This window comes from Acidovorax sp. K2F, assembly GCF_025246485.1.
Classification (GTDB): domain Bacteria; phylum Pseudomonadota; class Gammaproteobacteria; order Burkholderiales; family Burkholderiaceae_C; genus Acidovorax; species Acidovorax delafieldii.
In genome coordinates, this window is sequence record NZ_JAOBSQ010000059.1 from 1 (window position 1) to 11,928 (window position 11,928).

Consider the following 11,928-nt stretch of genomic DNA (forward strand, 5'->3'; position numbering starts at 1 on the left):
TTAGGGGTGGGGTTCTAAAAGCCTGCGAACCCTTTGGGGCTTCACGCAGGCATCACGGCTGTCATTTGACGGTGTCGAACACGGCCTTGGCCTGCGCATGGCAGAACGGCGGCTCGTAGGTGCCGTGGTAGCTGCCGTAGTAGGTGGCAAAGGCTGCCGAGTTAGGGTCGGTGGGCGCCTTGCCGCCAGGGCCGTAGGTGGCCTGGATGGCAGCGTCCACATCGACTGTGTTGACGTTCGTCACACCCCGGCTGTCAAAGTCGGCTTTCATGACGACCATGTGAACGGCCGGCGGCACGGTGGGGTCGCCAGCACCGCCACACAGCATCACACGCGCCTTGGGGGTCCAGCCGAGCAGGTCATTCTTTTTGGCGGCCAGGTACAGCGGGTGGGTGGTGCTGGTCTGGGAGCCGGTGATGAACGCCGACTGGAACAGCGCGTCACGCGCCTGGTTGGGTGTGCCCGAGGGCAGCGTGCCCGTGGTCACCAGGGTGGTGTAGTTGAGCGTGGGGTTGGGCAGCAGGTTCTCGATGTAGCCGGAGTACGGCGCCTTGAACACATCCTTCACGTCGGTATAGACGTTGCCATAGACCTTCTGCCAGGCCGTGACGAGGTAGGGCACAAAGAACTGCACGCCCGCGATCGCGTCCGGAATGCGCAGCGAGCCCGACAGGTTGTAGGGGCCTGCCAGGTGCGCGCCTGCGACCACATTGAATTCGTTGCCGTAGTCCCGCTCGGCTGCGCGCTGCGCTGCCATGGACGAGTGGCCGCCCTGCGAGTACCCGGTGAACATCACCTTGCCAGACAGCGTGGCCCCCACCGTGCCTGCCGCATTGCGTGCAGCACGCACCGAGTCGATGACCGAGGTGGCTTCCGAGTCGGCATGCAGGTAGGGGTGATAGCTGTAGCCCGACTTGGCAAAGCCCAGGTAGTCGGTGGCTACCACGGCATAGCCCTGCGCGGCGTACATGGCCGCCAGCAGGAAGGTTTCGCTGTCCTGCGGGTTGGCCAGGGTGCGGGGCTTTTGCACATCGGTGCCCTTGGCATAGGCCACCAGCGGGGCTGCGGTGGTGCAGCTGCCGGCTGGCACCAGCATCACGCCCGAGGCGTTGGTGTTTTCGCCGCTCTTGGCACCCACGGTCGCATAGTTCAGCGACACCACCTTCACATCGCACTTGGCCTTGCCACTGATCGCCTGCAGGCCGCTGCTGGCCGTGGCCGCGTCGATCTGCGCTACGGTGAGCGTCGTGAGCGTGGCGGGGGGGTCGATCAGTGCGCCGCGCGCCGGGTCGTCAGAGCCACCGCAGGCGACAAGCAGGACCGCTGCAGCGGCCACACAGGTAAGGCGGAAATAGGTCATGGATGGATACCTCGGTCAGTGAAGAACGACGCATCGTGCGCGCACCTGCGCTGCAGCATCCATAGGGGATAACGCGGGAGGACGGGCGCCGCCAGACACCTAGGCGACAGCGCGCGCAGGCCTGTTAGACCAGTCAGTCGGGACGTCGCACGCCGTACAAAACCTTCATGCCCAGGATGGTGCCCGCGAGGGCCAGGGTGATGGCATTGGCCACCACGATGGGCCAGGCCGCCAGCGCCAGGCCGTAGGCCAGCCACAGCGCGACCCCCACGGTAAAGACGCTGTACATGCCCAACGAGATACCGCTCACGTCCCGCGTGCGAAAGGTGTGCAGGGCCTGCGGCACAAAGCTGCAGGTGGTCAGGCAGGCGGCCACGTAGCCGATCAGTTCATGGAGTTGCATGGTGGGGAAAACGCAGGGCAGCAGCGATTATTCACTGCTCACGCGCCGTCCAGTCGATGAGGCTGTCGAGCACGGGCCGCGCTGCCCCTGCATTGGCGTGGTTGACCACCGCCACCAGCACATAGCGGCGCCCGCTGGCGGCATGCACATAGCCTGCCACAGCCATCACGTCGCGCAGGCTGCCCGTCTTGAGGTGGGCGGTGCCAGCGCGGCTCTGGCTGCGGCGCAGCGTGCCGTCCACCCCCGTGATCGGCAGCGACGCCACCAGCTCGGGCATCACGGGCGATACCCAGGCCACCTGCAGCATGCGGGCCAGTGCCTGTGCGGTCAGGCGTGCGTCGCGGCTGAGCCCGGCGCCGTTGTCCACCTGCGGCAGGTCGGCATCGCCCATGCGGGCCTGCCACCACTGGCGCAGCACCTCGCGGGCGCCGTCGAATGTGGCCACGCCATTTTTTTGCAGCGCCAGGGTCAGAAAGACCTGCTGCGCCATCACGTTGTTGCTGTACTTGTTCAAGTCGCGCACTACCTCGGCCAGTGCAGGGGACGGGACCACAAACGCGGGCTTGAGGCCCGGGGGCACCTTGCCGTCGCGCACGCTGCCCGTGAGCTTGCCGCCCAGATCGCGCCACATGCCCTCTACCGCCCGCGCCGCAAAGCCACGCGGGTCGGCCGCCGCCACCGGCCACACCCGCTCGCCACACGCAGCGGGGTACACGCCCTGGAAAGACACCTTGGAGGGGTCCGACAGCTCCGCTCGCAACGCTGTGCGCCAGTCGCCACAGTCGGCGCCCGGCGCCGCCAGCGCCACGGTGGGCTGGCGCTGCACTCCAGCCAGAGGCGGGTCGTACTGGATGCGCGCCAGACCGGCGGCCGCATCGGGCACAAAGGTCATCACCGACGATTTGTAATTGAGCAGCAGGGCGTCGGGTGAGGCGTTGTAGGGCCGCAGCGGCTCGCCATCAAACCGTGCCGGGTCCTGGTCCTGCACGTCGAACGCCGTGCGGTCCAGCACGATATCGCCCACGATGACCTGGATGCCCTGGCCCTGCAGCCGCCGCATCAGCAGCCACAACCGCTCCATGACCAGCTTGGGGTCGCCCTGGCCCTGGATGTAGACATTGCCCCGCAGGCTGCCGTCCTGCACCGTGCCTTGCACATACACCGGCGTGTTCCATACATAGGCAGGGCCCAGCTGCTCCAGCGCCGCATAGGTGGTCACCAGTTTCATCACCGACGCGGGGTTCACAGGCACCTGGGCACGGTGTGCAAGGCGCGGGCTGGCCTTGCCGGCAGCTTGCGCGTCCACCACCACCACTGACAGGGACTCGCGCGGCAGCTTGGCGCGCGCCAGGGTGGCCTCCACCTCGGGCGGCAGCGAGCCAGCAGGCGGCCCGCCCGTCTGCGCCCCCGCCAGGCCCGCCCCGCCTGCAGCCACTAGCCACGCAGCCCCACAACCCACCACACCACGCAGCACACGGCGGCGCCAAAGAGCAGAAACAGACAACATGGCGGGGAGTCTAGCGCCCGCGCACCCGCACCAGGCCCCGCGCCAGCACGGCATGCGGCGGGCGCCGATAATCGCGCGATGCGTTTTTCTCCCCGCACCATCGGCCTGCTGGCGGCCGTGGTCACCGTCACCATCTGGACGGGCTTCATCATCATCGCCCGCGCCTCGGCCCAGCGCACGCTCACCCCGTTCGACATCGCACTGCTGCGCATCGTGGGCGCCAGCCTGGTGCTGCTGCCCTGGGGCTGGTGGATGGTGCGACGGCGCCAGACGGCATTGGGGGCCTCGGCACCGCCGTCCAGCCTGGCGGGCATCTCCCCCTTGCCCTTGCGCACCACGGCGCTGCTGGGCAGCTTTGGCGGGCTGCTGTACGCACTGCTGGCCTATTCAGGGTTCTTCCATGCACCGGCCACCCATGCGGCGGTGCTCATGCCGGGCAGCTTGCCGCTGTGGACGGCGCTGCTGGCCGCCTGGTTGCTGCGCGACCACATCACGCCGCTGCGCGCTGCAGGCCTGGCGCTGATCGTGGCGGGCGACCTGCTGGTGGGTGGGCGCAGTCTGCTGGCGGCGTTTTCGGGCGGGGACGTCTGGAAGGGCGACCTGCTGTTCATGCTGGCCGCGTCGTCCTGGGCCACCTACAGCGTGCTGGCGCGGCGCCACGCGGTCGATGCGGTGCAGGCCACCATCGCCATCACCGCGTTTGCCTGCGTGGTGTACCTGCCCAGCTACGCGCTGCTGGTCTGGCTGGGTGCGGTCACCAGCCATCTGGCCCAGGCGCCGTGGAGCGAGATCGCGTTCCAGATGCTGTTCCAGGGCGGTGGCTCCGTGGTGGTCTCCGGCATTGGCTTCACGCGCATGATCCAGCACTACGGCCCCGTACGCTCGACCATGATCACGGCGCTGGTGCCAGGTCTGTCCGCCATGGGGGCGGTGATTTTCCTGGACGAGCCGATGCACTGGAATCTGGTGGCCGGCCTGCTGCTGGTCACCGCCGGTATCCTCCTGGGCGTGCTGCGCAAAAGCCAGGCCCCGTCCACCCCAGCCACAGCCACCTCCTGAGCGCCTGCTCACCGACCGCGCCACCCAAGATCTTCCGACCCTGCCCATGAATCTGCTCGCCTTTGACACCAGCACCGACACCCTCTCCATCGCCGTGCAGCATGGCGATGGGGTCTGGCAGCACCAGGGGCCGGGGGGCGCACAGGCCTCGGCGGCGCTGATCCCCGCCGTGCGTGCGCTGATGGCGCAGGCGGGCCTGACTTTCGACATGCTGGATGCGGTGGTGTTCGGGCGCGGCCCCGGCTCTTTCACCGGACTGCGCACCGCCTGCGCCGTGGCCCAGGGGCTGGCCTTTGGCGCCAAGGGCGGTCAGGGCGTGCCGGTATTGCCCGTGGACACCCTGCTGGCCGTGGCGGAGGAAGCACGCCAGCAACACGGCTGTACCCACGTGGTGGCGGTGCTGGATGCCCGCATGGACGAGGTCTACCACGCGCGCTGCGAATGGTTGCCCGCCGAAGCCCGCTGGCGCGCAGACGAAGACTTTGGCCTGGGGGCGCCCGAGTCGGTGCAGCCACCCGATGGCTGGACGGTAGCCGGCAATGCCCGCGCAGCCTATGGCGACCGGCTGGCACCGACCGCCACGCACGTCACCGCGTTGCCCACCGCCACGGCCCTGCTGCGCCTGGCGCCCGCGCTGATTGCAGCGGGCCATGCCGTGGCCGCTGGTGACGCCCAGCCCCGCTACATCCGCGATAAAGTGGCGCAAACCACCGCTGAACGCGCCGCACTGCGCGCCGCCCAGGCGGCTGTGACGCCCTGAAAAAAGGGTGAACGAATCCAGCATGAGCGCACTGCCTACCTCCTCCACATCGCCGTCCGATGCCAGCCAAAACCGCCCCGAGGCGCGCTTTGAGGCCCTGACCCTGGCCCGGCTCGATGCCGTGCTGGCCGTGGAGCAGCGCGCCTATTCGCACCCTTGGACCCGTGGCAACTTCACCGACGCCATGGCGTCTGGCTACGAGACGCAGCTCCTGATGGCGGACGACCATCTGCTGGGCTACTTTGTGGCCATGATGGGGGTGGATGAGGTGCACCTGCTCAACATCACCGTCACCCCCGAATACCAGCGCCAGGGCTGGGCCCGCGTGCTGCTGGACGCCCTGGCCTTGTGGTCACGCGGGCGCGGTGCACAATGGCTGTGGCTGGAGGTGCGGGCGAGCAACCTGCGCGCCCAGCAGATCTACCAGACCCACGGATTCCGCCGCGTGGGCGACCGCAAGCGTTACTACCCCGCAGCACACGGACAGCGCGAAGATGCCGTGGTCATGAGCCTGGCGCTCTGACCGCGCACCGCACCCCGTACCTGCTGAACCACCGATGGCCTGTTTTCTTTCCGTATGAGCCTCCACCTCGATGCGCGCCAGCGCGCCATGCTGCAAGAAATGGGGGTCACCGTGTGGGGCCCATCCCCCGCCCAGGAGGCCAGCGCCCAGCCCCCGGCAACCGCCTCAGCAGATCCTGCGGCCGTGGCGGCACCTGCCATGACGCCGCCGCGCGCACAACCACAGACACCGGCCCCTACGCTCGCCGAGCGCCCTCAAGCGCCACCAGCCCACACCACCAGCCGCAGCGCACCGCCGGCTCCGACTCCTGCACCTGCCACCACAGGCGCGGCCGCGCCCGCCCTGCGGCTGCACCCACGCCAGACGCTCTACCCCGCCGCCGACCCGGCGCAAACGCCCGCCGGGTTGGGCCGGGGCTGGCTCATCGTGGCCGAGAGCATGACGCCCGCCGAGCCCCTGGGTGGCGATGCGGGCCGCCTGCTCGACAACATGCTGCGGGCCATGCAATTGCACCGGCACCCGCGCGTGTTCCTGGCGGCGCTGGAACGGTCTGCGCCCGGCACGGAAGCCAGCGCCGACATCCCGGCCAGCCTGGCCGACGCTGTGGCCCAGCTGCAGCCCGCCATGGTGCTGGTGCTGGGTCATGTGGCGGCACGCGCGGCGCTGGGCCGGACCGAGCCCCTGGGCCGCCTGCGCGCGGGCCCGCATGTGCTGGCCGGTTGCCCGGCGGTGGTGACCTACGACCCCGCCTTTTTGCTGCGCTCGCAAGACAACAAGGCCGCCGCCTGGGCCGACCTGTGCCGGGCGCTGGCCATGGTGCGCAGTGCCGAGGCCGAGGGCTGAGAGCCTGTTGGCAGGGCCCCAGCCCCCTTCCATGCCCCCCGCCGGACCGGCGAGATCATCGCCCGGTGCCATAATCCGCCGCTTGCCTAATTTTTACGGAGACAGCTCCTTGGAAACCTACCCGAGTTGGTAGCTTTCAGCTCCCGGCGCATTTGACTGCTGTGGGGTTGAAAGCACCCCTACCCCCACACCGCAGACGCCAAAAAACAAGGGAGTGAGCCCATGCTCAACATCTTTACGCTCGCCAATGGCCGGCTGTTCCAGGAAGAAATCGAGTCCCTGGAAGAGTTGACCAAGTTCCAGCCGATCTGGGTGGACCTGGAAGCCCCCACGCTCGAAGAGAAGCGCTGGATCAAGCAGCACTACGGCCTGTCCATCCCCGAGGATGCGATGGACGAGGACATCGAGGAATCCGCCCGCTTCTACGAGGAAGACAACGGCGAGCTGCACATCCGCAGCGACTTCTTGATCGATGACGACGAAGACCCCCGTTCGGTGCGCGTGGCCTTCATCCTGAACCAGCACAACACCAACCTGAAAAGCCGGGGCGTGCTGTTCTCCATCCACGATGAAGACGTGCCCGTGTTCCGCCTGCTGCGCATGCGCGCGCGCCGCGCGCCCGGGCTGATTGAAGACGCCAAGGAAGTGCTGCTCAAGCTGTTCGACGCCGACGCCGAATACTCGGCCGACACGCTGGAGAACATCTACGACGAGCTGGAGGCCGTGAGCAAACAGGTGCTGGCGGGCGACGTGACCGACACCCGCGCCGGCGAGGTGCTGGCCGCCATCGCGCGCCAGGAAGACTTGAACGGCCGCATCCGCCGCAACGTGATGGACACGCGCCGCGCCGTGAGCTTCATGATGCGCTCCAAGATGCTCAACTCCGAGCAGTTCGAGGAAGCCCGCCAGATCCTGCGCGACATCGAGTCGCTGGACAACCACACGGCGTTCCTGTTCGACAAGATCAACTTCTTGATGGACGCCACGGTCGGTTTCATCAACATCAACCAGAACAAGATCATCAAGATCTTCTCGGTGGCCAGCGTCGCCTTGCTGCCACCCACCCTGATCGCCAGCGTGTACGGCATGAACTTCAAGTTCATGCCCGAACTGGACTGGTCGCTGGGCTACCCGTATGCGCTGGGCCTGATGCTGGCCAGCGCGCTCGGGCCCATGTGGTACTTCCGCAAGCGCGGCTGGCTGAAGTAGCCCCCCTCCTGTGGCGCTGCGCGCATCCCCCCGAGGGGGGACGCCTCCAGCGGCCCGGCAAAGCCGGTTCCGCGGTGGCGCTGGTAGATACATAGCGCCGGTTGCAGCGCATCGTATCGAACGGCAAATGGGATGCGGTGGAGTCCTCTTTAGAGGGAAAATCTGCCGCAAGCGCTAGTGCAACATGCCTTAGCCGCTATCAATTTCATAGTTTTTTTAAAAACGACAGCACCATGTGCTCGGCGTACCGGCTGGCCACGGTCTGCACGAATTGGGCGAAGTCGCCGTGTGCGTCGTCGTCGGCGCGGTCGGAGATGGTGCGCACCGCGGCAAAGGGCAGGCTGTAGTCATGGCACACCTGGGCGACGGCGGCACCCTCCATCTCCACGGCCAGCACATCGTGCCCGGCCGCGCGCAGGGAGGTGCACAGGCGCTCGGACTCTTGTGCGGTGGCCACAAAACGATCGCCGCTGGCCACCAGGCCCTGGTGCGCCCGATGGGCACCCCCATCGATATTTTTCAAGCCCCAGAGACCGCTTGCGCTAGTGACGCATAGGTTGGCAGCTTCCAAAAGCATAGCAGTCAGTACCGGATCGCACGCCAAGCGGGTGCGTGCGTAGCCCGGCAGCTCCCACCGAGGGAACAGCGGCGAGGCATCCATGTCGTGCTGCACATAGTCTTGCGCCACCACCACATCGCCCCGGTGAACCCCATCGCCGACACCACCCGCGACGCCCGTGAAGACGATGCGCGCTACCCCAAAATGTTCAATCAAGGCCGTGGCCGTGGTGGCAGCGGCCACCTTGCCGATGCCCGACAGCGCCAGCACCACCGGGCGGTCGTGCAGCTCTCCGCGCCAGAACGCGCGGCCGGCGTGCATCAGCCGCTGCGGGTGCGCCAGCTGTTGCACCAGCGATCTCTGTTCTTCGGGCAGCGCACTCAGAATGGCAGTGCTCATGCAAAGGTCCTTGGGGTCATGTCATGGGGCCACAAAACACCCGCGCCATCCTGGGCAGCGCGGTCGCAAAAAAGGCGGCCGAAGCCGCCTGGGGATTGTGACGTGCCAGCAGGCCGCGTCACTTCTTGTCGCGCAGTTCGCGGCGCAGGATTTTGCCCACGGGGGTCTTGGGCAGCTCGGTGCGGAACTCGATCACCTTGGGCTGCTTGTAACCCGTGAGCTCGTGGCGGCAGAACTCCTTGACCTGCGCTTCGGTGAGCGCCGGGTCCTTCTTCACGATCACGAGCTTCACGGCCTCGCCGGTCTTTTCGTCGGGCACGCCCACCACGGCGCATTCGAGCACGCCAGGGCAGTTGGCCACCACTTCTTCGACCTCGTTGGGGTACACGTTGAAGCCGCTGACCAGCACCATGTCCTTCTTGCGGTCCACGATCTTGAAGAAGCCGCGCGCATCCATCACGCCGATGTCGCCCGACTTGAAGTAGCCGTCTTCGGTCATGACCTTGGCGGTTTCATCGGGACGTTGCCAGTAGCCGGCCATCACCTGAGGGCCCTTGATGGCGATTTCGCCCGGCTCGCCCAGCGTGGTGACCTCACGGCCTTCATCGTCCAGCAGCTTCATGGAGGTGCTGGGCAGCGGCACGCCGATGGTGCCGGTGTATTCGGTGCTGGTGGTGGGGTTGCAGCTGGCCGAAGGGCTGGTCTCCGACAGGCCATACCCTTCGCAGATGGGGCAACCCGTCTTTTCGAGCCAGAGCTTGGCCACAGCACCCTGCACCGCCATGCCACCACCCACCGAGACCTTGAGGTTCTTCCAGTTGACGGTGTTGAAGTCCGGGTGGTTGGCCAGGCCGTTGAACAGCGTGTTGACGGCCGGGAAGCTGTGGAAGGTGTGCTTGGACAGCTCCTTGAGCACCGCAGGCAGGTCGCGCGGGTTGGGGATCAGGATGGTCTTGCCGCCCGTGCGCATGCTCAGCATCATGTTCACCGTGAACGCGAAGATGTGGTACAGCGGCAGCGCGCAGATGCTGGTGGGCTGCTCACCTGCGGGCACCTTCTTCATCACGGGCTCGTTCCAGGCCTCGGACTGCAGCACGTTGGCGATCACGTTGCGGTGCAGCAGCACCGCGCCCTTGCTGACGCCCGTGGTGCCGCCGGTGTACTGCAGCAGCGCGATGTCGTCGGGCTTGATGTCGGGCTTCTTGAGGGTGCCGCGCGTGCCCTGGGCCACGGCGTCATTGAAGCGCACCGCACCCGGCAGGTTGTAGGCGGGCACCATCTTCTTGACGTTGCGCACCACGTAGTTGACCAGGGTCCCTTTGAGCAGACCGAGCTGGTCACCCATGGCGCACAGCACCACGTGCTTGACGGGCGTGTGCGCGATGCACTGCTCCAGCGTGGTGGCAAAGTTCTCGATGATGACGATGGCCTTGGCGCCCGAGTCCTTGAGCTGGTGCTCCAGCTCGCGCGGCGTGTACAGCGGGTTCACGTTGACGACCACAAAGCCCGCGCGCAGCACGGCCGCCACGGTCACCGGGTACTGGGGCACGTTGGGCATCATGATGGCCACGCGGTCGCCCTTGACCAGCCCCAGGCCCTGCAGATAGGCAGCAAAAGCGCTGGAGAGCGAATCGGTCTGGGCGTAGGTCACGTCCTTGCCCATGAAGCTGTAGGCCACGCGGTTGGCGTACTTCTTGAACGCCTCGTCCATCAGCGCCACAAGGGAGCTGTACTGCGTGGTGTCGATGTCTGCGGGAACACCTTGTGGATAGGCGGCCAGCCACGGGCGGTCGGTCATTGGGATTGTCTCCTGGTAGGTTTTATGGGGGTCCTGCAAGCACGCCGATGTTTTTCAGCACGATCGTGCTTTTATTGTGGAGGAATTATGCCCGTCAGCTCTTGAGCGCGGTCAGTACCTCATCCAGCATTTTCTTGGCATCGCCAAACAGCATGCGGTTGTTGTCCTTGTAGAACAAGGGGTTGTCCACCCCCGCATAGCCCGAGGCCATCGAGCGCTTCATCACGATGGAGGTCTTGGCCTTCCACACTTCGAGCACCGGCATGCCAGCGATGGGGCTGGACGGATCGTCCAGCGCGCTGGGGTTCACGATGTCGTTGGCGCCAATGACCATGGCCACGTCGGCATCGGGGAAATCCTCGTTGATCTCGTCCATCTCCATCACGATGTCGTAGGGCACCTTGGCCTCGGCCAGCAACACGTTCATGTGGCCGGGCATGCGGCCTGCCACGGGGTGGATGGCAAAGCGCACATCCACACCCTTCTCGCGCAGGGTCTTGGTGATCTCGTACACCGTGTGCTGCGCCTGGGCTACGGCCATGCCGTAACCGGGCACGATGATGACGCTCTTGGCGTCGCGCAGCAGCTCGGCCGTCTCAGCGGAGCTGACGGGTACGGCCTCGCCCTGAGGCTCGGCAGCTTCGCCCTTTTTGGCGGGCTTGCCCGCGCCCGAACCAAAGCCCCCCGCAATCACGCTGATGAAATTGCGGTTCATCGCATTGCACATGATGTAGGACAGGATGGCGCCCGAAGAACCCACGAGCGCGCCGGTCACGATGAGCAGGTCGTTGGACAGCATGAAGCCCGTGGCCGCCGCCGCCCAGCCCGAGTAGCTGTTGAGCATGGACACCACCACCGGCATGTCGGCACCACCAATGGCCATGACCATGTGGATACCGAACAGCAGCGCAATCACCGTCATCACCATGAGCGGCACCATGCCTTGCTCGACGGTCTCGGCGCGCAGGAACTCACGGCCAAACCAGATCACGATCAGCAGCGCGGCCAGGTTGAGCCAGTGGCGGCCGGGCAGCAGCAGCGGCTTGCCGCCGATCTTTCCGTTGAGCTTGCCAAAGGCAACCAGCGAGCCGCTGAACGTGACGGCACCAATCAGGATGCCCACATAAATCTCCACCTCGTGGATGATCTTCTCGGCACCCTGCAGCTGAATCGAGGTATCGACATAGCTGGCAAACCCCACCAGGCAGGCCGCAAGGCCCACCAGGCTGTGCATGAGCGCGACCAGTTCGGGCATCTGGGTCATCTTGACGACCCGGGCCGCATACAGGCCAATGCCGCCGCCAATGACCAGAGCGCCGACGATCCAGGCCACGCCCGCAGGACTGACACGCGGGCCGAACACCGTGGCCAGCACGGCGAGCGCCATGCCGACCATGCCAAACAGGTTGCCGCGGCGCGAGGTTTCAGGGTTGGAGAGCCCGCCCAGGCTCAGGATAAACAAAATGGCCGCACCCAGATAGGCAACGGTGGCGAGACTTTGGGACATG

11 protein-coding genes are annotated in these 11,928 nt (G+C 66.4%); 5 read left to right on the forward strand and 6 right to left on the reverse strand.

Translation table 11 applies throughout. The features are described from left to right. Window positions 1–61: 61 nt before the first annotated feature. From N4G42_RS22785 to dacB, 3 genes are all read right to left on the reverse strand, one after another. On the reverse strand, window positions 62–1,360 hold the full coding sequence (locus N4G42_RS22785) for a lipase family protein (RefSeq protein ID WP_056068049.1): 1,299 nt from the start codon (window positions 1,358–1,360) through the stop codon (window positions 62–64). A 133-nt stretch (window positions 1,361–1,493) separates the two neighbouring features. Beyond that, window positions 1,494–1,763, reverse strand: coding sequence for a SemiSWEET transporter (locus N4G42_RS22790; RefSeq protein WP_056068048.1), 270 nt, complete (start codon window positions 1,761–1,763; stop codon window positions 1,494–1,496). 31 nt (window positions 1,764–1,794) lie between these two features. Beyond that, window positions 1,795–3,270, reverse strand: a complete 1,476-nt coding sequence (gene dacB / locus N4G42_RS22795) for a D-alanyl-D-alanine carboxypeptidase/D-alanyl-D-alanine-endopeptidase (protein ID WP_260668828.1) — start codon at window positions 3,268–3,270, stop codon at window positions 1,795–1,797. Window positions 3,271–3,348: 78 nt separating this feature from the next. Here dacB and N4G42_RS22800 point away from each other — a divergent pair, with 78 nt between their 5' ends. From N4G42_RS22800 to corA, 5 genes are all read left to right on the forward strand, one after another. Next, window positions 3,349–4,329 carry a DMT family transporter gene (locus tag N4G42_RS22800; RefSeq protein WP_099731874.1) on the forward strand — a complete coding sequence of 327 codons (981 nt, stop codon included), beginning with the start codon at window positions 3,349–3,351 and terminating at the stop codon, window positions 4,327–4,329. 46 nt (window positions 4,330–4,375) lie between these two features. After that, window positions 4,376–5,089: a tRNA (adenosine(37)-N6)-threonylcarbamoyltransferase complex dimerization subunit type 1 TsaB gene (gene tsaB / locus N4G42_RS22805; RefSeq protein ID WP_260668829.1), complete on the forward strand. Its 714-nt coding sequence runs from the start codon at window positions 4,376–4,378 to the stop codon at window positions 5,087–5,089. A 22-nt stretch (window positions 5,090–5,111) separates the two neighbouring features. Beyond that, on the forward strand, window positions 5,112–5,612 hold the full coding sequence (gene rimI, locus N4G42_RS22810; protein ID WP_056068154.1) for a ribosomal protein S18-alanine N-acetyltransferase: 501 nt from the start codon (window positions 5,112–5,114) through the stop codon (window positions 5,610–5,612). Window positions 5,613–5,666: 54 nt separating this feature from the next. Beyond that, window positions 5,667–6,455 carry a uracil-DNA glycosylase family protein gene (locus N4G42_RS22815; protein ID WP_260668830.1) on the forward strand — a complete coding sequence of 263 codons (789 nt, stop codon included), beginning with the start codon at window positions 5,667–5,669 and terminating at the stop codon, window positions 6,453–6,455. Between the two features lie 222 nt (window positions 6,456–6,677). Beyond that, a complete protein-coding gene (gene corA / locus N4G42_RS22820) occupies window positions 6,678–7,664 on the forward strand; it encodes a magnesium/cobalt transporter CorA (protein WP_015016148.1) in 987 nt (328 codons plus the stop codon). A 205-nt stretch (window positions 7,665–7,869) separates the two neighbouring features. On the opposite strand, the gene N4G42_RS22825 is transcribed toward corA, so the two are convergent. The 3 genes from N4G42_RS22825 to pntB form a co-directional block, all read right to left on the reverse strand. Further along, window positions 7,870–8,622: a 5'-methylthioadenosine/adenosylhomocysteine nucleosidase gene (locus N4G42_RS22825; RefSeq protein ID WP_260668831.1), complete on the reverse strand. Its 753-nt coding sequence runs from the start codon at window positions 8,620–8,622 to the stop codon at window positions 7,870–7,872. 118 nt (window positions 8,623–8,740) lie between these two features. After that, window positions 8,741–10,420 (reverse strand): long-chain-fatty-acid--CoA ligase, encoded by a 1,680-nt coding sequence (locus N4G42_RS22830; RefSeq protein WP_056068036.1) that lies wholly within the window; start codon window positions 10,418–10,420, stop codon window positions 8,741–8,743. Between the two features lie 94 nt (window positions 10,421–10,514). Then, the gene (pntB, locus tag N4G42_RS22835; RefSeq protein WP_260668832.1) at window positions 10,515–11,927 is read right to left on the reverse strand and encodes a Re/Si-specific NAD(P)(+) transhydrogenase subunit beta; all 1,413 of its coding nucleotides are present in this window, start codon (window positions 11,925–11,927) and stop codon (window positions 10,515–10,517) included. Window position 11,928 lies beyond the last annotated feature (1 nt).